At 60.0% G+C, this 22,059-nt stretch carries 21 protein-coding genes; 4 read left to right on the top strand and 17 right to left on the bottom strand.

Features of this window, described 5'->3' with window-relative positions; genetic code table 11:
* Nucleotides 1–39: 39 nt before the first annotated feature.
* The 12 genes from AEQ67_RS12115 to AEQ67_RS12060 all read right to left on the bottom strand — a co-directional run bounded on the left by AEQ67_RS12115 (nucleotide 40) and on the right by AEQ67_RS12060 (nucleotide 12,436).
* Complete coding sequence (locus tag AEQ67_RS12115) at nucleotides 40–666, bottom strand: class I SAM-dependent methyltransferase (protein ID WP_059404092.1); 627 nt, start codon at nucleotides 664–666, stop codon at nucleotides 40–42.
* A 159-nt stretch (nucleotides 667–825) separates the two neighbouring features.
* Nucleotides 826–1,470 carry a methionine ABC transporter permease gene (locus AEQ67_RS12110; protein WP_059404091.1) on the bottom strand — a complete coding sequence of 215 codons (645 nt, stop codon included), beginning with the start codon at nucleotides 1,468–1,470 and terminating at the stop codon, nucleotides 826–828.
* Complete coding sequence (locus tag AEQ67_RS12105; RefSeq protein WP_059404090.1) at nucleotides 1,460–2,581, bottom strand: methionine ABC transporter ATP-binding protein; 1,122 nt, start codon at nucleotides 2,579–2,581, stop codon at nucleotides 1,460–1,462. The genes AEQ67_RS12110 and AEQ67_RS12105 overlap by 11 nt, the downstream gene beginning before the upstream one ends.
* Nucleotides 2,582–2,583: 2 nt before the next feature.
* Nucleotides 2,584–3,393 (bottom strand): MetQ/NlpA family ABC transporter substrate-binding protein, encoded by an 810-nt coding sequence (locus AEQ67_RS12100; protein WP_059404089.1) that lies wholly within the window; start codon nucleotides 3,391–3,393, stop codon nucleotides 2,584–2,586.
* A gap of 129 nt (nucleotides 3,394–3,522) precedes the next feature.
* Nucleotides 3,523–4,881, bottom strand: a complete 1,359-nt coding sequence (locus AEQ67_RS12095) for an LLM class flavin-dependent oxidoreductase (protein ID WP_059404088.1) — start codon at nucleotides 4,879–4,881, stop codon at nucleotides 3,523–3,525.
* Nucleotides 4,881–6,074 carry an SfnB family sulfur acquisition oxidoreductase gene (locus AEQ67_RS12090; RefSeq protein WP_059404087.1) on the bottom strand — a complete coding sequence of 398 codons (1,194 nt, stop codon included), beginning with the start codon at nucleotides 6,072–6,074 and terminating at the stop codon, nucleotides 4,881–4,883. The genes AEQ67_RS12095 and AEQ67_RS12090 overlap by 1 nt, the downstream gene beginning before the upstream one ends.
* 23 nt (nucleotides 6,075–6,097) lie before the next feature.
* The gene (locus tag AEQ67_RS12085) at nucleotides 6,098–7,339 is read right to left on the bottom strand and encodes an SfnB family sulfur acquisition oxidoreductase (RefSeq protein ID WP_059404086.1); all 1,242 of its coding nucleotides are present in this window, start codon (nucleotides 7,337–7,339) and stop codon (nucleotides 6,098–6,100) included.
* Between the two features lie 368 nt (nucleotides 7,340–7,707).
* On the bottom strand, nucleotides 7,708–8,451 hold the full coding sequence (locus AEQ67_RS12080; RefSeq protein ID WP_059404085.1) for a hypothetical protein: 744 nt from the start codon (nucleotides 8,449–8,451) through the stop codon (nucleotides 7,708–7,710).
* A 464-nt stretch (nucleotides 8,452–8,915) separates the two neighbouring features.
* Nucleotides 8,916–9,671, bottom strand: coding sequence for an L-cystine ABC transporter ATP-binding protein TcyN (gene tcyN, locus AEQ67_RS12075; RefSeq protein ID WP_059404084.1), 756 nt, complete (start codon nucleotides 9,669–9,671; stop codon nucleotides 8,916–8,918).
* 4 nt (nucleotides 9,672–9,675) lie between these two features.
* On the bottom strand, nucleotides 9,676–10,341 hold the full coding sequence (gene tcyL / locus AEQ67_RS12070) for a cystine ABC transporter permease (protein WP_059404083.1): 666 nt from the start codon (nucleotides 10,339–10,341) through the stop codon (nucleotides 9,676–9,678).
* The gene (gene tcyJ, locus AEQ67_RS12065; RefSeq protein ID WP_059404082.1) at nucleotides 10,341–11,135 is read right to left on the bottom strand and encodes a cystine ABC transporter substrate-binding protein; all 795 of its coding nucleotides are present in this window, start codon (nucleotides 11,133–11,135) and stop codon (nucleotides 10,341–10,343) included. The genes tcyL and tcyJ overlap by 1 nt, the downstream gene beginning before the upstream one ends.
* 308 nt (nucleotides 11,136–11,443) lie before the next feature.
* The gene (locus tag AEQ67_RS12060; protein WP_059404081.1) at nucleotides 11,444–12,436 is read right to left on the bottom strand and encodes a D-cysteine desulfhydrase; all 993 of its coding nucleotides are present in this window, start codon (nucleotides 12,434–12,436) and stop codon (nucleotides 11,444–11,446) included.
* 190 nt (nucleotides 12,437–12,626) lie between these two features.
* Between AEQ67_RS12060 and epsC the strand changes: the two genes are divergently transcribed.
* Together epsC and betT are read left to right on the top strand one after the other, a co-directional pair.
* Nucleotides 12,627–13,553: a serine O-acetyltransferase EpsC gene (epsC, locus tag AEQ67_RS12055; protein WP_059404080.1), complete on the top strand. Its 927-nt coding sequence runs from the start codon at nucleotides 12,627–12,629 to the stop codon at nucleotides 13,551–13,553.
* 384 nt (nucleotides 13,554–13,937) lie between these two features.
* The gene (gene betT, locus AEQ67_RS12050; protein ID WP_177333644.1) at nucleotides 13,938–15,893 is read left to right on the top strand and encodes a choline transporter BetT; all 1,956 of its coding nucleotides are present in this window, start codon (nucleotides 13,938–13,940) and stop codon (nucleotides 15,891–15,893) included.
* 8 nt (nucleotides 15,894–15,901) lie between these two features.
* Here betT and AEQ67_RS12045 read toward each other — a convergent pair whose 3' ends face one another.
* Both AEQ67_RS12045 and AEQ67_RS12040 read right to left on the bottom strand, forming a co-directional pair.
* Nucleotides 15,902–16,162: a hypothetical protein gene (locus tag AEQ67_RS12045; protein WP_059404078.1), complete on the bottom strand. Its 261-nt coding sequence runs from the start codon at nucleotides 16,160–16,162 to the stop codon at nucleotides 15,902–15,904.
* A gap of 166 nt (nucleotides 16,163–16,328) precedes the next feature.
* The gene (locus AEQ67_RS12040; RefSeq protein WP_059404077.1) at nucleotides 16,329–17,069 is read right to left on the bottom strand and encodes an SDR family oxidoreductase; all 741 of its coding nucleotides are present in this window, start codon (nucleotides 17,067–17,069) and stop codon (nucleotides 16,329–16,331) included.
* A gap of 128 nt (nucleotides 17,070–17,197) precedes the next feature.
* Between AEQ67_RS12040 and AEQ67_RS12035 the strand changes: the two genes are divergently transcribed.
* Both AEQ67_RS12035 and mgrA read left to right on the top strand, forming a co-directional pair.
* Nucleotides 17,198–18,088, top strand: coding sequence for a LysR family transcriptional regulator (locus AEQ67_RS12035; RefSeq protein WP_059404076.1), 891 nt, complete (start codon nucleotides 17,198–17,200; stop codon nucleotides 18,086–18,088).
* A gap of 126 nt (nucleotides 18,089–18,214) precedes the next feature.
* Nucleotides 18,215–19,252 (top strand): L-glyceraldehyde 3-phosphate reductase, encoded by a 1,038-nt coding sequence (gene mgrA / locus AEQ67_RS12030; RefSeq protein ID WP_059404075.1) that lies wholly within the window; start codon nucleotides 18,215–18,217, stop codon nucleotides 19,250–19,252.
* A gap of 162 nt (nucleotides 19,253–19,414) precedes the next feature.
* Here the strand turns inward: mgrA and tauD are convergent, their stop codons facing one another.
* The 3 genes from tauD to tauB all read right to left on the bottom strand — a co-directional run bounded on the left by tauD (nucleotide 19,415) and on the right by tauB (nucleotide 22,056).
* Nucleotides 19,415–20,257, bottom strand: a complete 843-nt coding sequence (tauD, locus tag AEQ67_RS12025) for a taurine dioxygenase (RefSeq protein ID WP_059404074.1) — start codon at nucleotides 20,255–20,257, stop codon at nucleotides 19,415–19,417.
* 174 nt (nucleotides 20,258–20,431) lie between these two features.
* Entirely contained in the window at nucleotides 20,432–21,265 is an 834-nt protein-coding gene (tauC, locus tag AEQ67_RS12020; protein WP_059404073.1) for a taurine ABC transporter permease TauC, read from the bottom strand.
* Complete coding sequence (tauB, locus tag AEQ67_RS12015; RefSeq protein WP_059404072.1) at nucleotides 21,262–22,056, bottom strand: taurine ABC transporter ATP-binding subunit; 795 nt, start codon at nucleotides 22,054–22,056, stop codon at nucleotides 21,262–21,264. Before tauB ends, tauC begins: the two co-directional genes overlap by 4 nt.
* Between the last annotated feature and the right edge of the window lie 3 nt (nucleotides 22,057–22,059).

Here is a 22,059-nt window from a genome sequence, read left to right as displayed (position 1 = left end):
CCGCGATGACGTCAGTACAAACGCCGCAAGTCTAAAGGCTTACACCTTGCGCCAAACACTCGCCAACCAAGGCTGCTGCCCGCGCGGCACCCCCGCCGGTCGGTAGTAATGCTCCAACTCGACAAATCCCGCTTCGGTCAGCAATTGCTGCCACGTCTGAAGATCGTGATACGCCCCATACCGCGGCCCGTTCCAGCCTTCCTGATTCTCGCCACGAGGATTGGAACTGAACAACACGCCACCGGGTTTCAGCGCCCCGCGCAACTCCTTCAACACCCGAGGCAACTCCTGGCTCGGGATGTGAAACAGCACCGCATTGGCAAAAATCCCGTCGAAGCGTTCAGCCGGCAGATCGAGTTTCAAGAAGTCCTGCTGCCAGACCTCGCAACCACTGTCCTCCCGCGCCATCTGCGCAAACTTCTCCGAGCCATCGAGCCCGACCGCTGTGTGCCCCATGCGAGTGAACGTCTGCAAGTCTCGCCCCGGCCCACAGCCGAAATCGAGAATGCTGAACGGCGTCTCACCCTGAATGTGCCGCAGCAAGGCATCGATGTTCTGGCTGACATCGTGATCGCGAGTGCCTTCGCGAAAACCTTCGGCCACCGAGTTGTAATGGCCCAGGGTGGTGGCGGTGATCTGCTGGAGGTCGTCGGGCGTCTGTTTCATGGTCGGGCTGCGCAGGCAATTGGGATTCGCCGAATATACGCCATCAAACCTGGAGCTGCTGCGCAGCTGTTCGCGGGCAAGCCTCGCTCCTACAGGGTCGGCGTTGATCTGTAGGAGCGAGGCTTGCCCGCGAAGGCGGTATCACTGACAACCAATGACTCAGCGCTTGTTCAACCCCCGCGCCAACCGATCCCCGCCCAACTGAATAATCGCCACCAACACCACCAGCAACACGATCACCGTCAACATGATCTGGCTATCAAACCGCTGATACCCATACCGATAGGCAATGTCCCCCAACCCACCGGCACCAATGGCCCCGGCCATGGCCGAGGAGTTGATCATCGTCACCAACGTAATCGTGAAACCGCCAACAATCCCCGGCAACGCCTCAGGCAACAACACATGCCAGACGATGTGCCAGCGTCGGCAGCCCATGGCTTGCGCGGCCTCAATCAGCCCGTAATCCACCTCGCGCAAACTGACTTCAGCGATGCGCGCAAAGAACGGCGTGGCAGCAATGGTCAACGGCACCACGGCGGCCCACACACCATACGTGGTGCCAACGATCAACCGGGTAAACGGAATCAGCGCCACCATCAGAATCAAAAAAGGAATCGAACGGAACAGATTAACGAACGCCCCCAACGCACGATTCAGCGCCGGTGCTTCGTAGATACCGCCCTTGGAGCTGGTCACCAGAATCACCGCCAGCGGAATACCCGCCAGCAGCGCGATCAGCGACGACACGCCGACCATCAGAAAGGTGTCGATGAAGCCCTGAAGCAAGCGATCAAACCACATAACCCAGCACCTCCACCTGTTGTGCCCAGTTGCTGGCGCGCTGACGCAACTCTTCGGCGCCGAGGGACGAGCCCGTCACCGCCAGCAGCAGTTGCCCCAGCGCATGGCCCTGAATCCGTTCCACGCCACCTTGCAGCAGCCGCACGCGACCACCGAGGGCGCTGAACAGTGCGGCGACGTCAGGTTCTTCGTGGGCTGCACCGGTGAATTGCAATCGCAGCACCACGGCGTCCTCCGGGCTTTTCGGCTGTGGACGCAAACGGCTTTGCAGTTCTTCCGGCAGCGCGTGTTGCAACGGAGCGAGCAAAGTCTTACTGACCTCATGCTGCGGGTTGCCAAAGACTTCCCACACCGGCCCTTGCTCGACGATTCGCCCGTGCTCCAGCACCACGACCCGATCACAGATATCGCGAATCACCGCCATCTCGTGAGTGATCAGCACGATGGTCAACCCCAGGCGCTGATTGATCTCGCGCAGCAGGCCAAGGATCGATTGGGTGGTCTCCGGGTCAAGCGCCGAAGTCGCCTCATCGCACAGCAGAATCTCCGGGTCGTGCACCAGCGCGCGGGCGATGCCGACACGCTGTTTCTGCCCACCGGAAAGCTGCGCCGGGTAGGCTTTGTGTTTCTCTTGCAAGCCCACCAACTCCAGCAACTCACGGACTTTCTTCTCGCGCTTGTCCTTGGGCACACCGGCCACTTTCAGCGGCAATTCGACGTTCTGCCAAACCGTCTTGGCCGACATCAAATTGAAGTGCTGGAAGATCATGCCGATGCGCCGACGCAGCGCCACCAGACGGTCTTCATCGAACGCACCGATGTCGACCTGATCGATCAGCACCCGCCCGCTGCTCGGTTGTTCGAGGCGGTTGATGGTGCGGATCAGCGACGACTTGCCGGCGCCGCTGCGGCCGATGATGCCGAACACTTCACCACGCTGGATCGCCAGGTCAATGCCGTGCAGCGCCGCCACCGGGCCTTGCTGGCCGTTGTAGGTTTTGCCCAGACCAACGAAGCGCACATGAGCGCGATTGAGGTCCGGGTGCAGCTCCGTCTGTTCGACTTTCTGTGGCTCTGGAATCTCCAGTCGCCGTTGGATCGCGGCCGTCATGTTCAGCTTTCCCAACCGGCTTGATAGAGCTTGCCGTGCGCCTTATCCAGCGCCGCACGAACCACCGGCGAATGCTGGTAGATGTCGACGAACTTGATCAGGCGCGGGTCGGTTTTGCTTTTAGGCTGAATGACGAACTGAATCACGTATTCCTTGTGATCGAGGCCATCGAACAGCAGGGCAGAGCCGGCATCGAAAGTCTTCGACAGGCGGATGTAGGCCGGGTAGCCCTGGACCAGGTCGGCGTCGTCGTAGGCGCGTACCAGTTGCACGGCTTCAACCTGGAGGATTTTGATTTTCTTCGGGTTGGCGATGATGTCTTCTTCGGTGGCTTTGTAGCCGACACCCGGTTTGAGCGTGATCAAACCGGCCTTGGCCAGTAGCTGCAAACCGCGACCGCTGTTGATCGGATCGTTGGCGATCGCCACGCTGGCGCCTTCTGGCAACTCGTCGAAGCTTTTGTATTTTTTCGAGTAGAGGCCGACGTTGTTGATGATGCCTGGCTTGAACGGCACCAGGTCAAAACCGGCGGCGGCCTTGGCGTTTTCCAGGAACGGGATGTGCTGGAAGTAATTCACGTCGATGTCGCCGGCGGCGAGGCTGACGTTGGGGGCGATCCAGTCGCTGAACTCCACGAGTTCGACTTTCAGGCCTTGTTTGTTGGCTTCTTCCACCGCGGCTTCCAGGGGAATGGCGAAGGCGGCGGTGGTGCCGACCTTCAGCGGCGCGTCGGCGGCGAAAGTTACAGAGCTGAAGAGGCCGAGGGCCAGGGCCAGTGCTTTGACTGGGTGGTTTAAGAGTTTCTTGGTCATGATGGTTATTCCAGTCAGTGCATTAAATGTGTGGTGTTTGGTCAGGCCTCATCGCGGGCAAGCCCGCTCCCACAGTGGATCTCGGGTGTTCACAAAATCCCTGTGGGAGCGGGCTTGCCCGCGATGCTTTTAACGGCGAAACGACGAACCGGTATGTTGCTCAGGCAAATGCGCCTCACCGTGAAACAGCTTCTCCCGCAGGCTGCCGCTGTCATAAGCCGTCTTGTACGACCCACGACGCTGCAACTCCGGAATCACCAGGTCGATGAAATCCACATAGCTTTCCGGGGTGACGATCCGCGTCAGGTTGAAGCCGTCGAGCCCGGTTTCCGAGATCCACGATTCCAGCTCATCAGCCACCTGCTCAGGCGAACCGACCACGGTGATGTAGCGGCCACCGAGGGCGTGTTGCTCGAGCAATTTGCGCCGGGTCCAGTCGTTGTTTTGCAGGTTCCTGGTTGCCGACTGGATCGCGTTGCTCTTCACGTACTGGATCGGTTCGTCGATTTCGTACTGGGAAAAATCGATCCCGGTGGACGCTGAAAAATGCGCCACGCCGGCCTCGGCGCTGGCATAGCTCAGGTACTCGGCGTGCTTGGCCCAGGCCAGTTCTTCGGTTTCGCCGACGATCACGTTCAGCCCCATGAACACCTTGATGTCCTCGGGATTGCGCCCGGCTTCGACGGCACTGGCGCGCACCTTGTCCACCTGGACCTTGGTCGACGGTTTGTTCTGGCCGCTGATGAACACGCACTCGGCATGGCGCCCGGCGAACTGCAAACCGCGATCCGAACTGCCGGCCTGGAACAGCACCGGCGTGCGTTGCGGCGACGGTTCGCAGAGGTGATAGCCCTCGACCTGATAGAACTCGCCGTGGTGCTCGACCTTGTGCACTTTCGCAGGTAAGGCGTAGATCCGTTGCTGGGGATCGTTGATCACCGCGCCGTCTTCCCAACTGCCTTCCCAGAGTTTGTAGAGCACTTGCAGGTACTCGTCGGCCTGGTCGTAGCGACGGTCATGTTCGACTTGTTCGCTCAGGCCCATGGCCTTGGCCGCGCTGTCGAGGTAGCCGGTGACGATGTTCCAGCCGACCCGGCCACGGCTCAAATGATCGAGCGTCGACATGCGCCGGGCGAACAGGTAAGGCGGCTCGTAGGTCAGGTTGGCAGTGAGGCCGAAGCCGAGGTTTTTGGTCACGGCGGCCATGGCCGAAACCAGCAGCAGCGGGTCGTTGACCGGCAGCTGGATCGACTCTTTGAGCGGCACGTCCACCGAGTTCTGGTAGACGTCGTACACGCCGACGATGTCGGCAATGAACAAACCGTCGAACAGCCCGCGCTCCAGCAGTTGCGCCAGTTCGGTCCAGTATTCGAGGGTCTTGTACTGGGTCGAAGTGTCCCGTGGATGCGTCCACAGGCCGTGGTTGATGTGCCCGACGCAGTTCATGTTGAACGCGTTGAGCAGGATCTTCTTTTTCGCGTCGGCCATCAGATGGTCCCCCGCAACGGCGGGTTTTCATCGTTGAGGTAGTAATTGCCGACCGCGTGGTATTTCCAGCGCACCGGGTCGTGCAGCGTGTGCACCCGAGCGTTGCGCCAGTGGCGATCCAGACCGTGTTCGATCAGGGTGGCCTGGCTGCCAGCGAGTTCGAATAGCGTGCTGCCGGCGGCGAGGGAAATCTCGGTGCTGATGGCGCGGGCTTCGGCGACGGCAATCGACGCCGCCGCGACGGTTTCGGCGTGGGTGTCGGCCTGGGCCTTGTCGAGGAATTCTCCGGCGCGTTCCAGCAAGGCTTCGGCGGCGTGCAGGCGAATGCTCAAGTGGCCGAAGCTCTTGAGAGTCAGCGGGTCTTCGACGGCTTTGTCGTTGCCCGAATCGATCCATGGCCGGGTTTTGGTGCGCACGAAGTGCAGCGCATCTTCATACGCGGCGCGGGCGATGCCGGTGTCGATGGCGGCATGGAGAATCTGCGCCAGCGGGCCAACCGGCGTCGGGCGCTCGAAGGCGCTTTGAAACGGGATCACGTCTTCAGCGGCGACGTAAACGTCTTCGAACACCACCGAACCGCTGCCGGTGGTGCGCTGGCCGAAACCGCTCCAGTCGTCGATGACCGTCAGGCCTTTGCTGTCGCGCGGTACGAAGGCCAGTTGTTGCACGCCGTTTTCATCCACGACCGAGGTCGGAATGCGCTGGGCGTAAATCGCCCCGGTGGCGTAAAACTTGCGGCCGTTGATGCGATAGCCATCGCCGTCGCGGCTCAGACGGGTGACGCGATCATGGGCGGTTTTGGTGCCCAATTCGGCCAAGGCATTACCGAAGCGCTGGCCGGCCAGCACCTCTGCGTAGAGTCGTTTTTTCTGCTCTTCACTGCCGTTTACTCGCAGCACTTCGAGGGCGTAGAAATGGTTCTGCGGAATCTGTCCCAGAGAGCCGTCGGCCTGGGCGATCAGTGCGATGACTTTGGCCAATGTGACGTTGGAAACGCCAGCGCCACCGTACTCCTTCGGCACGCTGATGCCCCAGAGGCCCGAGCGGGAAAACACTTCCAGTTCCGGGTGCGGCAAACGGCGTTCGCGGTCGCGCAGGGCGCTGTCGCGCTTGAAATCTTCGGCCAGGTCAGTGGCGACAATCAGGGCTTGCTCATCGCTGGCGATGACCGCGACGTGGTGAGAAAGGGTCATGTGTTTCTCCAGAGGTCTGGTCGTTAAATCCAGGAATGCCGAGCGGGCAAAGTGCCGTTCAGGTGATAAGTGCCGACGGCGTGATACTTCCAGCGCACAGGGTCGTGCAGGGTGTGCACGCGGGCATTGCGCCAATGACGGTCTAGGTTGAATTCGGCGAGGGTGGCGCGGCTGCCGGCCAGTTCGAAAAGCTTTTCGCTGGCCAGCAACGAGATCTCGGTGGTCAGCACTTTGGCTTCGGCCACGGCAATCGAGGCGCGGGCAGCGGACTCGGCGGTGAGCGGTGCGGCGTTGACTTGGTCGAGCACTTGCCCGGCCTTGCGCAGTAACGCTTCGGCGGCGTGCAATTCGATTTTCAGTTTGCCGATATCGGCAATCACATACAGGTCATCGCTGGCCCGTTCGACGTTGGCGTCGATCCACGGCCGGGCGCGGGTTTTGACGAATTCGATGGCGTCGTCGATGGCGCCGCGAGCGATGCCGGCGTCGATGGCCGCTTGAATCAACTGCGAGACGGCGCCCTGAATGTTCGGGCTGTCGTTGATCTTCCAGTTATCGACCACCAGCTCGGCGTCGACCCGCACGTTGTTGAGCAAAATGGTGCCGCTGGCGGTGGTGCGTTGGCCGAAACCGGACCAGTCATCAACGATGCGTAGCCCCGGTGTACCGCGACGGACGAACGCCAGCACTTGCTTGCCGTCGTCGTTCAGCGCTTTGACGGCCACCCAGTGGGCGAACAACGCGCCGGTGGAGTAGAACTTCTGGCCGTTGATGACGTAACCATCACCCTCAGCGGTGATGCGTGCCTTGAGTTCCAGGGTGTTTTTGGTGCCGCGCTCTGGCCCGGCATTGCCGATGCGCCAGCCGTCGAGCACGCTTTTGAACAGCTGCTTTTTCTGCGCTTCGGTGGCGCTGCCGAGTACCAGGTTGAGAATGCCGAACTGGTTCTGCGGGATCTGTCCGAGTGCCGGATCTGCGGCGGAAATGATCGCGAAAACTTCGGCCAGGGTGACGAACGAAACCTGTGGGCCACCGTACTCGCGGGGGATGGCAATGCTGCCCAGGCCGCTGCGGGTGAACTGTTCGATTTCCGACCATGGCAGCTTGCGTTGCTGGTCACGTTTGGCCGCTTGCAGGCAGGCGACGTGCGCCAGTTCGTGGGCAGCCTTGATGGCTTGTGCGTCGTTGCGCAAGACTTGCGCGGGCAACAACAATGGGGCGATGTCCAGATCACTCTGGATAGTTGCTTCTGCCAGACTGGACATCAGTGCCGCTCCTTGGCTGCACGCAATGCCCTGGCGATCTGCACTGGGGTGATTGTGTTCCGGACCATACCTACCTCACATCTCATGGAAGCGCCGCGATGGTTGCGGCGAACGAAAATCAAGAATGTCCGGTGGTCCGGTGCATATACCCTAAGCGTGTATAAATAATAAATAAACTAACTTTTAGGAATATGGATAGAAGTGTGTCGCCACGAACTGTACGCACAGCAACAGTTGTTTCTGGTGCAACAGTTCAAGGCAGCATCCGGCTTCTGTAGGAGCGAGCTTGCTCGCGAAAAACGTGCAGGCAATGCGCTCATCCAGGTAGCACGTGTTAGCGTTGACGTCCTTCGCGAGCAAGCTCGCTCCTACAGAAATTCCGTAGCCTTGGGGGTTTTCAGGTATGGATTTGTGCAACCGATCTTCAGCCTCCGCGCCGGTGCCCAGCGCGAGTTGTTGCCCACCCGGTCGAGGATGCAGTAGGTCACTTCAAGACGCAGGTCTTCGCCAGCTTCGAGGATGATGGCTGGCGGCACCCAGACCTGGATCGGCTGGCCGACATCGCCAGCCTTGAGCCGTGGCAGGTCCATGCGCACATCGCCCCAGCGCAGGGTGATTTCATCATCGACGGCCATGTTCAGGTATGGCGCGATGGTCAACGGGACACCACGCTTGATCTGGTTCGGATTGACTCCCTGACGGCGGATGGTCTCGGGAATGCTCACCGGTGCAAGGCTTTGGTTTTCATCGCCGCACAGCGCGGATGGCTGGCCTCCAGGGCAGTCGAGCTTGATCTGCACACGCCTGGCGGCCGATATCGCCGGCCCTTGCCCGATTTGCATGATCCGGTAGTGAATGCGCGAATCGCCATTGCTGATAAAGCTCTCGGGCACCCGCAACTGAACGGGTTGCCCGACATCGTTGGTCGTCAGTGTTCGGGAGGCGACGTAGCAGTTGTCCCAGAACAGTTCGATCAGGTCGCCTTCGTCCATGCCGGGGTAGGGCGCCACATCGATCAGCAGGTGCGCCGCGGAGGTGATGTTGATGCCGGTCTTTTGCGTTTGCGCCAGGGTCGGGGCCGCAAGTTCGGGTTTGTGCGAAGTGCTTGTCATGGGTTTCTCCTTGAAAACTTGCAGTGAAGTCCGTTTCTGAAAGATCAAAAGGCGTGAATTGCCGAGTAACAATACGGCTAATTATTTGTTTGGTTTAAATAATGATCGGCGCCTGTTGGAGGCTAGATAAGAGTGCGCTTGAATCGGTGTCAACAGCGTTTGTTAGTTGGCTGCTGAATAATCACTTAATCAGAAAGTTCCTACAGGGCGGTGTTAATAAACTGCACCGACCCGTCGACTATGACTGCGCCTTTTGTGGCTTTTATGCCACTACGGCAGCAATCCCTTGGTTAAGGTTGATTGAGTGCTTTTTGGATTTTAGGCAGTGATGATCTATTGCAGAACATATATATGTACCGCAAACAACAACAGAGGGCATTGTAAGATTTACGTGGTTTTTAACGAGTGAGAAGGGAGGAAAGTGTACTTCCATCCATGGAAGTCGATGCTGATATAGCGTTAACTCAGTTGTGAGCGTTATTCAGAAACTTGCTGAGAAACTGTTTTGTGCGTTCTTCCTTAGGGTTGGCAAACAGCGCCTTCGCTTCACCTTGCTCGACGATCACGCCCTTGTCGAAAAACACCACTCGGTTGGCCACGTCGCGGGCAAAGCCCATTTCGTGGGTGACGATCACCATGGTGCGCTTCTCTTCGGCCAGGCTGCGGATGGTCGCCAGCACTTCACCCACCAGCTCCGGGTCGAGGGCTGAGGTGGGTTCGTCGAACAGGATCACTTCCGGCTCCATCGCCAACGCACGGGCAATCGCCACACGCTGTTGCTGGCCGCCGGAAAGGCGTCGCGGGTAAGCGTCTTCCTTGCCCGCCAGGCCAACCCTGGCCAACAGCTTTTTACCCAGGGCAACGGCTTGGTCACGCGGGATTTTCTTCACCACGATCGGGCCTTCAATCACATTTTCCAGGGCCGTGCGATGCGGGAACAGGTTGAAGCTCTGGAACACGAAGCCCACGTGTTGGCGCAAGCGTCGCACCAGGCCTTGCTGCTGGTTCAGCGGGCGGCTGCCATCGATTTCGATGTCACCGACCTTGATCCGGCCACTGGTGGGTTCTTCGAGGAAGTTCAGGCAACGCAGGAACGTGGTTTTACCCGAGCCGCTGGGCCCGATGATCGCCACGACCTCACCTTCCTTCACCTCCAGATCGATGCCGTTGAGCACGACTTGACCCTTGAACTGCTTTGTCAGTTTTTCCACGACAATCATGGGGTCAGTTCTCCTGATCGTGCCGATTGACCCGCTCTTCCAACTTGTTCTGCAGGTGCGAGAGCACCGTGGCCAGAATCCAGTAGATCAGCGCGGCGGCAAGGTACATGGTAAACACTTCGAAGGTGCGGGCCGTGATCAGCTGCGCCTGGCGGAACAGCTCCGGCACCTGGATGGTGGCGGCCAGCGCGGTGTCCTTGACCAGCGAAATGAAGCTGTTGCCCAGCGGCGGCAATGCGGTGCGCATCGCTTGCGGGATGATGGCCCGGCGCAGGGTCTGCGCGCGGGTCATGCCGATACTGGCCGCCGCTTCCCACTGGCCGCGTTCGATGGAGCTGATCGCGGAACGCAGGATTTCACAGGCGTAAGCGGCCATGTTCAGCGAGAAGCCGATCAGGGCCGCCGGCAGCGGATCGAGTTCCATGCCCAATTGCGGCAAGCCGTAATAGATCACGAACAGTTGCACCAGCAACGGCGTGCCGCGAAAGAACGACACGTAGATGCGGGCAATCCAGCTCACCAGCTTGAAGCGCGACAGGCGCATCAGTGCCAGGCCGAAGCCCAGCATGAGGCCGAAGAACATCCCGCCCAGGCTCAAGATGACCGTGTAGTAGGCCCCCTTGAGCAGGAAGGGCAGGGAGTCCAGTGCGAGTTGGAAAGCTTCTTCCATTATTGAGTGACGTCAGCGCTGAAGTATTTTTCCGAAAGCTTTTTCAGCGTACCGTCGGCACGCAGCTTGTCGATGGCTTTGTTCACCGCAGCCAGCAACTCAGGCTCGCCTTTGCGCAGGGCAATACCGGCTTCCTGACGGGAGAACGCTTCGCCGGCGGCGACCGTGTCCTTGGCCTTCTTGGCGTATTCCAGTGCGGCGAGGCGGTCGATCAGGATGGCGTCGATGCGGCCAACACGCAGATCCTGGAACTTGGTCGGATCATCGTCATAGGTCTTGATGATGGCTTTAGGTTGATTGTCCTTGAGCCATTGTTCGTAGTTGGTGCCCAGGCCTACACCGACTTTCTTGCCGTCCAGGTCGGCGGCGGTCTTGATGGTGTCTTTGTTCTTGGTCAGAACCAGCGCCTGAATCCCGGAAACGGTGTACGGCTCGGAGAAGTCATACTTCTTCTTGCGCTCTTCGGAGATGGTCACCTGGTTGATCACCGCGTCCAGACGCTTGGATTCCAGGGCTGCAAGAATGCCGTCCCATTTGGTTGGCTGGAGTTTAACCTTCACGCCCAGCTCTTTGGCCAGGGCTTCGGAGAATTCAACTTCGAAGCCGGCCAGTTTGCCGTCGGCGTCGACGAAACTGAACGGTGGGTAAGTGCCTTCCAGGCCGACGTTGATCACGCCAGCATCTTTGATTTTTTGCAGTTGCTCACCGGCAACCGCTTGCCCCAAGAGGCCGGCGCTAAGTGCCAGGCCCAACGAACCTACCAGCAGGTTTCGACGTAGTGCGGAAAAATTCATGACAAGCCCCTGTGTTTTCTTATGAAGACGCTTTTAGGAAAGTTGGCAAAATCGGGATTTGGACGACAGCGATATCCTGCCCTAAAGCAGCGTATGCGTCTCGCAGCAAATTCGCCTGCGGCGTGACTATATGATGGTGTCTTTAGATTGGAAAATAATTAATATTGTGATTGTTATTCTTTTATTGAATATGCAGGATCGCCTTCGCGGGCAAGCCTCGCTCCTACAGGGATTGGGCCGGACGATAATTCCTTGATCGACGCAAAAACCTGTAGGAGCGAGGCTTGCCCGCGAAGCGCGTAGCGCTCTCAGAACGCCGTGTTATACGCAAACAATGCCGGTGCCCCGCCGGTGTGCAGGAAGATGATCGGGCCTTCATCAAAACGCCCGCGGCCAATACCATCCAGCAACCCGGCCATGGCTTTGCCGGTGTATACCGGATCGAGCAACAACCCTTCCTGACTCGCCAACAGCTTCACCGCCGAAAGGGTCCCGGCATTTGGCTCGCCATAACGCGGGCCGAAGTACTCATCCCACAACTCGACTTTAAAACTCGCCGGCAGGCTCACACCCAGCAACTCGGCAGTGCGCTCGGCCAGGCCTTGAACCTTCGGCCGCTGATCTTCATCGCTACGGGACACCGTGACGCCGATCACTGGCAGATCCGCGAGTACTTCGCTCAATGCCAACGCCAGACCGCTGTGGGTGCCAGCGCTGCCGGAAGCGAGAACGACGGCGGCAAATTGCAGGCCGGTGTCCTTGATCTGTTCGGCCAGTTCCAGCCCGGCACGCACATAACCCAAGGCACCCAATGCGTTGGAGCCACCAATCGGCACCAGATACGGCTTCTTGCCGTTGTTGCGCAGGCGATCAGCCAAGGACTGCAATTGTTCGTCGGCGTTGTCGAGGTTTTCCACCAACTCGACTTTGGCGTCGAACAGGTCGAGCAACAGCCGATTACCGTTGCCAACATAGTTGGCGTCGTCGGTGCCCAATGGATTTTCCAGCAACGCGACACAACCCAGGCCGAGCTTGGCCGCAATCGCGGCAGTCTGGCGTACGTGATTGGATTGCAGCGCCCCGGCGGTGATCAGCGTGTCGGCACCTTGGGCCAAGGCATCGGCGGCCAGGTATTCGAGCTTGCGCAGCTTGTTGCCGCCCATTGCCAGCGGCGTCAGGTCATCACGTTTGACGTACACGTCGCGGCCCAGCCAGTTCGACAGGCGTTCGAGTTTTTCCAGAGGGGTCGGGTGGCCGAGCAGATCGAGGCGGTCAAAACGGGTGAGCTGTTGTTTGATCATGGTTCCGTACTGGCGGGGGAAGATGTCAGGACTATAGGCACGCCCATTTACAGCGGCAACCGGCAATCGCTTATATCCAAAACAACTGAACACAGCACAATTGGTTCTTAATTCGGCTCCAAGCCCTTGCCGTAAAGTAATCGCCGTCAGTGCGGCCAGACAGTCCGGCCGCCCGTGAGGAGTTTTTACCGTGAGCGAGCGTTCCAGCCATTGGCAATTGCAGACCATCGTCAGCCAGCTGCGCACGGCGCGTGATGAATGGCGTGCACAAAACGGCCGCGCCAGCACCGAGCAGGGCGGTCGCGAGTTGCCGTCCCGCGCGGCCATGGCGGAGATCCTCGAAGCCCTGTGCGGTGCGCTGTTCCCTATGCGCCTGGGCCCGGTGGATTTGCGCGAGGAGAGTGAAGACTTCTACGTCGGCCACACGCTGGACGTAGCCTTGAACGCTTTGCTGGCTCAGGCACGCCTCGAACTGCGTTACGCCGCCCGCCACAGCGCCCAGGCCGACAGCGAAGTCGAGGCCCGGACCATTCAGATCATTCAGGGCTTCGCCCTCGCCCTGCCGGGGCTGCGAAGCCTTTTGGACACCGACGTGCTGGCGGCTTATCACGGCGACCCGGCGGCGCGTAGCGTTGATGAAGTGTTGCTGTGCTATCCGGGCATTCTGGCGGTGATTCACCATCGCCTGGCCCACCATTTGTACCGCGCCGGGTTGCCGCTGCTGGCGCGGATCAGCGCGGAAATCGCTCACTCCGCCACCGGCATCGACATCCATCCCGGGGCGCAGATTGGCCGTAGCTTCTTCATCGATCACGGGACGGGTGTGGTGATCGGCGAGACGGCGATCATTGGTGAACGCGTGCGGATTTATCAGGCGGTGACGCTGGGTGCCAAGCGCTTCCCGTCGGACGAGGACGGGCAGTTGCAGAAGGGCCATCCGCGGCATCCGATTGTTGAGGATGATGTGGTGATCTACGCCGGCGCGACGATTCTCGGGCGGATCACCATCGGCAAGGGCTCGACCATTGGCGGCAACGTCTGGCTGACCCGCAGCGTGCCGGCGGGGTGCAACCTGACACAGGCGAATTTGCAGCATGATGATGGGACGCAAAAATAAAGCACCTGTGCAGCTGTGAAACCTGTGAAATCCGTAGGAGCTGTCGAGTGAAACGAGGCTGCGATCTTTTGATTTTGAAAAGATCGCAGCCTCGTTTCACTGGACAGCTCCTACAGAACCTCAACTCCCCGAAAATCGCCAAAATCCCGCCTCATACCCATCCTTGAGCTAGCGTACGAACAGTACCGCCGAGCCCTGCGATTAGTCCTTAGCACCCTATTCATGTTTAACTTGAACGCTCATTCAAGTTAAACCGCCGGTTTGCTGCCCGCTCACAACAGGAGGCTTGCCCTTGCCGAGTCCGTTTCTGATTGCCCTGTTTCACCCCCTTGAGGTGCACCTTTCATGAGTGCACCGTCCACCCCCGCCAGCGGCCAGGTCCGCATGAACCCGCCGGTGTTCTACTTCTCGGCCAGTTTCATTCTGCTGTTCGGCATCGTCGTTATTGCCATGCCCGAGCAGGCCGGCGCCTGGTTGCTGGCGGCGCAAAACTGGGCGGCCAACACGGTCGGCTGGTACTACATGCTCGCGATGACCCTGTATCTGGTCTTCGTGGTGGTCACCGCCTTGTCCGGCTACGGCAAGATCAAGCTCGGTGCCGACCACGACGAACCCGAATTCAGTTACCTGTCGTGGGCCGGCATGCTGTTCGCCGCCGGGATCAGCATCACGCTGTTTTTCTTTTGCGTGTCCGAACCGCTGACCCACCTGGCGCAACCGCCTCAGGGCGAGGCCGGCACGGCGGATGCGGCGCGTCAGGCGATGCAGATTCTGTTTCTGCACTGGGGCTTGCACGGCTGGGGCGTGTTCGCTTTCGTCGGCATGGCGCTGGCTTATTTCGCTTATCGACATAATCTGCCGCTGGCGCTGCGTTCGGCGCTGTACCCGCTGATTGGCAAGCGCATCAACGGCCCCATCGGTTATGCGGTGGACGGCTTCGGCATCATCGCCACGGTGTTCGGCCTCGGCGCCGACATGGGTTTTGGCGTGTTGCACCTCAACTCGGGGCTCGACTACCTGTTCGGCATCGCCCACACCCAGTGGATTCAGGTCGGCCTGATCACGCTGATGATGGGCGCGGCGATCATCGTCGCGGTGTCCGGCGTCGATAAAGGCGTGCGGGTGATGTCCGACATCAACATGCTGCTGGCTTGTGCGCTGCTGCTGTTCGTATTGTTCGCCGGGCCCACTCAACACTTGCTCAACACCTTGATCCAGAACATCGGCGATTACCTCGGCGCGTTGCCGATGAAGAGTTTCGACCTCTACGCCTACGACAAACCCAGCGACTGGCTGGGCGGCTGGACGGTGTTCTATTGGGCCTGGTGGATCGCATGGTCGCCGTTCGTGGGCCTGTTCATCGCGCGGATTTCCCGTGGCCGGACCATCCGCGAATTCGTCTTCGGCGTGCTGCTGATTCCGCTCGGCTTCACCCTGGCGTGGATGTCGATCTTCGGCAACAGCGCCATCGACCAGGTGCTCAACCACGGCATGTCGGCGCTCGGCATGTCGGCCATCGACAACCCGTCGATGACCCTTTACCTGCTGCTGGAAACCTACCCGTGGAGCAAAACCGTGATCGCGGTCACGGTGTTTATCAGCTTCGTGTTCTTCGTCACGTCCGCTGACTCGGGCACCGTGGTGCTGTCGACCCTGTCCGCCAAAGGTGGCAACCCGGATGAAGACGGGCCGAAATGGCTGCGGGTGTTCTGGGGGGCGATGACCGCGCTGGTGACCAGCGCGTTGCTGTTCTCCGGCAGCATCGATGCGTTGAAGTCAGCGGTGGTGCTGACCTCGTTGCCGTTCTCGATGATTTTGCTGCTGATGATGTGGGGCCTGCACAAGGCGTTTTATCTGGAGTCGCAGAAGCAGATTGCGCAGATGCATTCCCTGGCGCCGGTGTCCGGATCGCGTCGCGGTGGCTGGCGTCAGCGCTTGAGCCAAGCCGTGCATTTCCCGTCGCGCGATGAGGTCTATCGCTTCCTCGAAACGACGGTGCGCCCGGCGATTGAAGAAGTGACGGCGGTGTTTGTCGAGAAGGGGTTGCATGTGGTCGCGCAGCCCGATCCGGCGAATGACAGCGTCAGCCTGGAAATCGGGCATGGCGAACAGCATCCGTTCATCTATCAAGTGCAGATGCGCGGTTACTTCACGCCGTCATTCGCCCGTGGCGGCATGGGTTCCAAGGAACTCAACAACCGCCGTTATTATCGGGCTGAAGTGCATTTGAGCGAGGGCAGCCAGGACTACGATCTGGTGGGCTACACCAAGGAACAGGTGATCAACGACATCCTTGATCAGTACGAGCGGCACATGCAGTTTTTGCATCTGGTGCGTTGATCGAGCACTCACGTCTCGGTGGTCAGCGCCATGAACAACACCAGCGCCGCCACCGGCACACCGAACACCACGCTGCCGACCACCAGCTCCGTCGTGACGGACTGGCCGGCGGTGACCACGCCGATGGCGCCGTTGATCATCGTCAGTGCCAGCCACAGCACGATGAAGCTGTAGGTCAGGGTCTGGCGGCTGAAGCCGATCTTCTCGCCGATGAACAGCATCAGCGCCAGGAGAATCAGGCCGAAGGTGATGATGATGGTGGTGTGCATGGTGAGTTCCGTCCCTTCAGATGGGTGGTGCTTTTGGGGACGCCTTCGCGGGCAAGCCTCGCTCCTACAGGTTACGTCGCGAACGACACAAAACCTGTAGGAGCGAGGCTTGCCCGCGAAGGCGGCCTCGTTGATTCACCCCGTTATACCGAGCATAGCGTCGTCCTCAGACCAACCCGCCATTCACCCGCAAAATCTGCCCGTTGACCCAACCCGAGTCCGGCCCGACCAAAAAGGATACGACGCGGGAGATGTCTTCCGGCTGCCCGAGCCGTTCCAGCGGGGCCATCTTGGCGAAGGTCTGGATCTGCTCCTCGCTCTTGCCGTGCAGGAACAAGTCAGTGGCAACCGGGCCGGGGGCGACGGCGTTGACGGTGATGTTGCGACCGCGCATTTCCTTGGCGAACACCTGAGTCAGGGATTCCACCGCCGCTTTGCTGGCGATGTACACGGCGTAGCCCGGCAGATTCATGCCGACGGTGCTGCTGGAAAAGTTGATGATCCGCCCACCCGCGTTCAAGCGCGTGGCCGCTTCACGCAGGGTGTTGAAGGTGCCGCGCGCGTGGATGTTGAAGTTCTGGTCGAACAGCTCATCGGTGTGTTGTGCCAATGGCAACACCTTGAGGATGCCGGCGTTGTTCACCAGCACATCGACCTTGCCCAGCTGAGTTTCGGTCTCGTCGAACATCCGGCGTACGTCGTCGGCATTGGCCACATCCGCCTTGATTGCTATGGCTTTGTGGCCGGCCTGGCGCAACTGCACAACCAGAGCCGAGGCTTCGGTGGCGCTGCTGGCGTAGTTGATGGCAACGGCGAAACCTTCGCTGGCCAGTTGTTTGGCAATGACCGCGCCGATGCCGCGGGAGGCGCCGGTAACGATGGCAACTTTCGAATGTTGAGTGGTCATGGCGGTGATTCCTTGAAGGTATTTGCTTGGGGTGAAGCCAATTTCACATGTTTACTCAGGCCGATAAATGCACGAGAGTTGCCTTGACTGTTCAATAATCACCAACAATCGAGTGCCAGGAGTGCCGCGTGGATCAAGTCAAAGCGATGAAGGTTTTCGTGCGGATCTACGAGCGCAGCAGCTTCACCCTGGCGGCGGATGACTTGAACCTGCCACGCGCGACGCTGACCCATACGCTGAATCAATTCGAAGCCTGGCTCGGTACGCGTTTACTCGAGCGCAGTACGCGTAAGGTGCGTCCTACGCTGGACGGCGAGGCGTACTACCAGCGTTGCGTGCAGTTGCTGGCAGAACTGGAAGAAGCCGAACTGGCGTTTCGCGGCGTGGCACCGAAGGGCCGATTGCGCGTGGACTTGCACGGCACGCTGGCCAGGCACTTCGTGATCCCGGCGTTGCCGCAATTCATGGCGCGCTACCCGGACATCGAACTGTCCATCAGCGAGGCCGACCGCTTTGTCGACCTGATCACCGAAGGTGTCGACTGCGTGCTGCGCGCCGGCACGCTGGGCGATTCGGCGCTGATCGGCCGCCGCGTTGCCAACCTGCGCCAAATCACCTGCGCCAGCCCCGCCTACCTGCGCAAATACGGCGAACCGAAAAACCTCGACGACCTGAAAAACCACCGCGCGGTGAACTACGTCTCACGCACCACCGCCAAACAGTTTCCATTTGAATTCATGGTCGCTGGCGAGTTGAAGGAAGTGGCCATCGAAGGCGCGCTTTCAGTGTTCGGTGCAGAGATATACGCGGCATCGGCGATCGCCGGGCTGGGACTGACCCAGTGCCCGCATTACCGAATGGAAGCGCAGATTTCCCAAGGCCTGGTGCAGGAAATCCTCATCGACCCCCCCCCACCACCGATGCCGGTTTCAGTGCTGTACCCACACAACCGCCACATGTCGCCACGGGTTCGGGTGTTTGTGGATTGGTTGGGGGAGGTGTTCGCGGGGGCTGTTTGAGAGGTGGCCTATGAAACGTTTCAGCATTTTCTCGAATCCGGGGTTTATCGGCGTTTGTCTGGGCGTATGCTGGGCGACTTGCGAAGCAGTCGACACCACCTTCAAAGACAGACAAGAGAGGATTCGATGACTTACACCGCTGCCGAAAACCGCTACGACTCTATCCCTTACCGCCGCGTGGGTCGCAGCGGTCTGGTGCTGCCGGCGCTTTCGCTGGGCCTGTGGCACAACTTCGGCGACAGCACGCCGATCGACACCCAACGCTCGTTGCTGCGCACCGCGTTCGACCTGGGCATCAACCACTTCGACCTGGCCAACAACTACGGCCCACCGTACGGCAGTGCCGAGATCAATTTCGGGCGTTTGCTGCGTGAAGACTTCAAGCAGTATCGCGATGAGCTGATCATCTCCAGCAAAGCCGGTTGGGATATGTGGCCCGGCCCTTATGGTCAGGGCGGCGGTTCGCGCAAATACGTGCTGGCCAGCCTCGACCAGAGCCTGCGACGCCTGGGCCTGGACTACGTGGATATTTTCTACTCGCATCGCTTCGACCCGGACACGCCGCTGGAAGAAACCGCCAGCGCACTGGCCACCGCCGTGCAGCAGGGCAAGGCGCTGTACATCGGCATCTCGTCCTATTCGGGGGTGAAAACCCGTGAGATGGCTGCGCTGTTGAAAGAGTGGAAAGTGCCGTTGCTGATTCACCAACCGGCGTACAACCTGCTCAATCGCTGGGTGGAAAAGGATCTGCTGGATGTCACCGACGAACTCGGCACCGGCGTGATTGCCTTTACGCCATTGGCGCAGGGTCTGTTGACCGACAAATACCTCAACGGCATTCCGAAGGACGCGCGGGTCAATCGTCCGGGCGGTGGTTCGTTGCAGTCCTCGCACCTGTCCGAAGCCAACATCGCCCATGTGCGCGGGCTCAATGAGATCGCCAAGCGTCGTGGCCAGAGCCTGGCGCAGTTGGCGTTGGCCTGGACGTTGCGCGATCCGCGTGTGACCTCGGCGCTGATCGGCGCGAGCCGGCCGGAGCAGATTATCGAGAACGTCGGGGCGTTGAAGAATCTGAGCTTTAGCGCAGAAGAACTGGCGGAGATTGACCGGTTTGCCCAAGAGGGCGGGATCAATCTTTGGGAGAAGCCTTCGACGGCTGAGTAAGCATTCGGCGCCGGATTTTCCGGCGTTTATTTTGGCCCCATCGCGGGCAAGCCCGCTCCCACAGGGTTATCGGTTGGCCGCAGAATATTGGTCAATGCCGATCTACTGTGGGAGCGGGCTTGCCCGCGATGAGGCCATCGAAATCAGTACAAAACTGGCTTATCACTGAAAAAACGGCACATCCCCCAACACCGTCGCCCGCTGCATCACCCGCCGCGCCGGCCGGTAATCATCAACGGCGTAATGCTGTGTCACGCGGTTATCCCAGAACGCCACGTCATCCTTCTGCCAACGCCAGCGAATCGTGAATTCCGGCCGCGTCGCGTGGGCAAACAGAAACTTCAGAATCACCTCGCTTTCAGTCTCCGACAGCTCATTGATCTTCGACGTAAACCCTTCATTGACGAACAATGACCGACGTCCGCTGACCGGATGCGTACGAATCACCGGGTGCGACAGCGGCGGATTCTTGCGGCGTGCTTCTTCCCACTGGGCCAGCGCTTCTGGCGTGTTGCCGTAGCGCTCCAGAGGAAACGAGCGGGTGAAGTCGTGAGTCGCCGTCAGCCCTTCGAGCAAGGTTTTCATTGGTGCGGACAACGCTTCATACGCGGCAATGCCGCTGGCCCACAACGTGTCGCCACCGAACTCCGGCAGCAGCTTGGCGCTGAGCACTGCGCCCATGGCCGGGGTCGGCAGGAAGGTCACGTCGGTGTGCCAGATCGCGTTGTCGCGCACGTCGGTGACGGCGGTGTCGAGGATCAGCACTTCCGGCTGTTCCGGCACATTGGGGTAGATCGGGTGAATATGCAGGTCGCCAAAGTTGGCGGCGAAACGTGCCTGTTGTGGCGGCTCGATCGGTTGGTCGCGGAAGAACAGCACCTGATGCTTGAGCAGCGCTTGCTCGATGGCGTCGCGTTGTTCCAGGTTCAGCGGCTGGCTGATGTCGATGCCGTTGATTTGCGCGCCGAGTGCCGAGCTTAAAGGGACGATTGTCAGGTTGCTCATGGTCTTTCTCTTCAATCCTGGGGGCGGTGACACCGCACCTGTAGGAGCTGTCGAGTGAAACGAGGCTGCGATCTTTTGATGTTGTTTTTAGAGCGCAAGATCAAAAGATCGCAGCCTCGTTTTACTCGACAGCTCCTACAGGGTTGATCCAAAAAAAGGGGTAATTCGAATGTTTTAGTGAGCCTGGCCGTGCCATGGCACCAGTTTGCGTTGCAGGGCGCGCAGGCCCATTTCCATGGCGAAGGCGATCAGCGCGATCACCAGAATCCCCAGCACCACCACATCGGTGACCAGGAACTGCGCGGCCGACTGCACCATGAAGCCCAAACCGCTGGTGGCGGCGATCAACTCGGCAGCGACCAGCGTCGACCAACCCACACCCAAACCAATCCGCACACCCGTCAAAATATCCGGCAACGCGCTCGGCAGAATCACATGGCGAATCAACTGCGCCCGTGTCGCGCCCAACGACTGCGCCGCGCGCAATTTGGCCGGGTCGACGGTGCGCACACCGGTGGCGGTGGCAATGGCGATCGGGGCGAAAATCGCCAGGTAGATCAGCAAGACTTTCGACAACTCACCGATGCCGCACCAGATCACGATCAGCGGCAAATAGGCGAGCGGTGGAATCGGCCGGTAGAACTCAATCAGCGGGTCGAGAATGCCGCGGGCGATGCGGTTATGGCCGATGGCGATGCCAACCGGCACGGCGGTCAGCACCGCAAAACCGAGGCCCAGGCCGATTCGGCTGAGACTCGCGCCCAAGTGCTGCCACAAGGTCGAATCCATGTAGCCGGTGGTCACCAGCAGCCAGCCTTTTTGCAGCACGGCGGACGGCGGCGGCAGGAACAGCGGTTCGATCATCCCCGTGGCGGTGACGGCCCACCAAATGGCAATGAGCGCGACCAGCGTCAGCACGCTGATCCAGCGCGTACTCAAACTGCGACGCAGCGGGATCACTGTTGAACCCGGTTTCACCGTCACGGCCGGAATTTCATAGCTGCTCATGCGCGCTCCTGCCGCGTGGCGGCGCTGCGTTGGGAGAACACTTTGGCGAGCACGTGTTCGCGGGTTTCGATAAAGCGTGGGTCGGATTTGATCGCCCGTGCCGACTCGCCTGCGGCGTAACGCTGACCGAAGTCCAGGCTCAGGCGCTCGACGATTTGCCCAGGGTTCGGTGCCAACAGAATCAGGTCCGTGGCCAGAAAAACCGCTTCTTCGATGTCGTGGGTAATCAGGAACACCGGTTTTGCGGTGCGCTGCCAGACTTGCAGCAGCAGCTCCTGCATCTGTTCGCGGGTGAAGGCATCGAGGGCGCCGAAGGGCTCGTCCATGAGCAAAACCCGAGGGTCGGCAGCGAGTGCGCGAGCGAGGCCGACGCGTTGCTTCTGGCCGCCCGAGAGCTGCCAGATGCGCCGGTTTTCGAAGCCGGAAAGGTCAACCAGTGCGAGCATTTCCCGAGCGCGGATTTCGCGTTTTTCCCGGGAAACACCCGCCAGTTCCAGACCGAAACCGACGTTGGCCAGAACGTCTTGCCAAGGCAACAGCGCGGCATCCTGGAACACCACGCCGCGCTCGGCACTCGGGCCTTTGACTGGCACGCCATCAAGGGTGATGCGCCCGGCGCTAGGCTCGACGAAACCGGCAATCAGGTTCAACAGCGAAGTCTTGCCACTGCCGGACGGGCCGAGGGCCACCAGCAATTGCTGGGGCCCAAGGCTCAAGGAAATATCCGCCAGCACCGGTTCCGGGCTGCCTGGGTACTGTGCGCTGATGCGCTCCAGCTGTAGCAAAGCCATCGC

Origin of the sequence: Pseudomonas sp. RIT-PI-q (genome assembly GCF_001297125.1) — a bacterium.
Taxonomy (GTDB): Bacteria; Pseudomonadota; Gammaproteobacteria; order Pseudomonadales; family Pseudomonadaceae; genus Aquipseudomonas.
The sequence above is the reverse complement of the archived record's forward strand: the minus strand, read 5'-3'. Positions and strand labels throughout refer to the sequence as shown.